This is a genomic window from Sulfitobacter sp. HI0129 (genome assembly GCF_001635395.1).
Taxonomy (GTDB): domain Bacteria; phylum Pseudomonadota; class Alphaproteobacteria; order Rhodobacterales; family Rhodobacteraceae; genus Sulfitobacter.
The window spans coordinates 1-1,969 of sequence record NZ_LWGH01000636.1 but is presented as its reverse complement, the minus strand read 5'-3'; the positions used below and the strand labels follow the sequence as shown (position 1 = coordinate 1,969).

Sequence of the window (1,969 nt, the reverse complement as noted above, 5' to 3'; positions counted from 1 at the left end):
CCCTGCCGGGGATTGGGCATAGTCTGCCGTCGTTCACCCCCCCCCGGAAGGACCTTTTGTTGGAATACCGCAGTTCGCTTTTCACGCCGGTCCTTATCGTAGGCTGCGTGATCATCATGGTCAGTTTCGCCGTGCGCGCCTCCTTCGGGGTATTCCAGATCCCCATCGCCGAAGAGTTCGCCTGGGCGCGGAGCGAGTTTTCACTGGCCATCGCGATCCAGAACCTCGCATGGGGGATCGGGCAACCCATCTTCGGGGCGCTGGCGGAAAAGATAGGCGACCGCCGCGCGATCATCATGGGGGCGTTGATCTATGCGCTGGGATTGGCGCTTTCGGCGCAATCCACCCTGCCGATCGAACATCAGGCCTATGCGTGGCTGGTGGGATTCGGCATCGCGGGAACGGGATTCGGCGTCATCCTCGCCGTCGTGGGGCGGGCATCATCGGACGAAAACCGCTCCATGTCTCTCGCGCTTGTTACGGCTGCGGGCAGCGCCGGGCAGGTCTTTGGCGCTCCGGTCGCTGAATGGATGCTGACGTTTCTGACGTGGCAGATGACCTTCCTTGTTTTCGCGGGGGTTGTCCTCTCGCTCGTGCTGACGCTTCCTTTCATGCGTGCGCCCGCCATGGCCAGCAAGGCGGAGCTGGAAGAATCCATGGGCCAGATCCTCGTCAAGGCGTTCCGCGATCCGTCCTATTCCCTCATTTTCCTCGGCTTTTTCTCCTGCGGCTACCAGCTTGCCTTCATCACCGCGCATTTCCCGGCCTTCGTGACTGAGATGTCGGGCCCGATCGTGCCGGGGGGCGTTCTGCACAACATCGGCATCACCACGACCTCTGCGCTGGGGGCGGTAGCGATATCGCTCATCGGGCTTGCCAATATCGCGGGGACGCTTCTGGCTGGCTGGGCGGGCAAGCGGTATTCCAAGAAATATCTGCTGGCGGGGATCTACACGGGCCGGACCCTGATTGCCGCGATTTTCATACTCCTGCCCATTACCCCGCTCAGCGTCATTCTGTTTTCCGTCGGAATGGGTGCGCTGTGGCTGGCGACCGTACCGCTCACCAGTGGGCTGGTCGCCCATATCTACGGGTTGCGTTACATGGGCACGCTCTACGGTATCGTGTTCTTCAGCCATCAGCTTGGCAGCTTTATCGGTGTCTGGCTGGGGGGGCGTCTTTACGACGTTTACGGAAATTACACCGCCGTGTGGTGGATCGGCGTGGCGGTCGGGGCGTTCAGCGCGATCGTGCATCTGCCCATCCGCGAACGGCGGCTCGAAGGACTGGTCACTGCCTGAGCGGCTCAGCGGCCCGCAAGTGCGATCAGTTCGCTGCGCAGGATGCGCAGCACCTCGTTCGTATGGGTATAGGGCAGGCCGTGCCCGGCGCCGGGGATCACTTCCTGCACCGCGGAACGGTTCCATTCGGCAAGCGTCCCTACGCAGGAAAGCGGTATCACGTCATCGTCCCGCCCCCAGACAGCGAGAACGGGCAGGCCTTGTTGGGCGATACGGGTGTGCGCCTCCCGCTGGTCAGCCGCCAGTATCCCGCGCAGGCTCGACAGGACGGACCGGATGAAGCCGCGCGAGTCCAGCTCTGCGGTTTGCAGCTTTCCGATGTCGGGGACGGAACTGGGAAGGTCCCGCTCCGCCTCTACCCCCTTGCGGAACTGGCGCGGATAAACGGCGTGCATCAACCAGTCGCCCAATAGGGGACTGCTGCGAATGATGTTGATCATCCGCCCCGCCGGAACCCGCATTCCGGCAGGTGCGAGCAGTACCAGTTGCTGTATGCGGCCCGGATGTTCGGCGGCGAAGGACGTGGCGATAGCACCGCCCATCGAATAGCCGATGAGGGTGATATCGTCCCCCACGCCCACATGATCCAGCAATTCCCTCAATTGCCGGTGAAAGAACTGTGCGTCCTGCCTCGTTCGGGGGCGATCGGAATAGCCGCGCCCATAGAG

The 1,969-nt window shown here is 62.6% G+C and carries 2 protein-coding genes; one reads left to right on the top strand and one right to left on the bottom strand.

Going from position 1 to position 1,969, the window contains the following annotated elements; genetic code table 11:
• The first annotated feature begins 116 nt into the window (after nt 1–116).
• Nucleotides 117–1,301, top strand: coding sequence for an MFS transporter (locus tag A3764_RS16525; RefSeq protein ID WP_443069093.1), 1,185 nt, complete (start codon nt 117–119; stop codon nt 1,299–1,301).
• Nucleotides 1,302–1,306: 5 nt separating this feature from the next.
• On the opposite strand, the gene A3764_RS16520 is transcribed toward A3764_RS16525, so the two are convergent.
• The coding region (locus A3764_RS16520; protein ID WP_067951789.1) for an alpha/beta fold hydrolase at nt 1,307–1,969 on the bottom strand (663 nt) is incomplete at its 5' end.

Bases quoted from the DNA above. Each gene is read 5' to 3' on its own strand.
- A3764_RS16525 (WP_443069093.1), top strand. From the start codon at position 117: ATGGTCAGTTTCGCCGTGCGCGCCTCCTTCGGGGTATTCCAGATCCCC.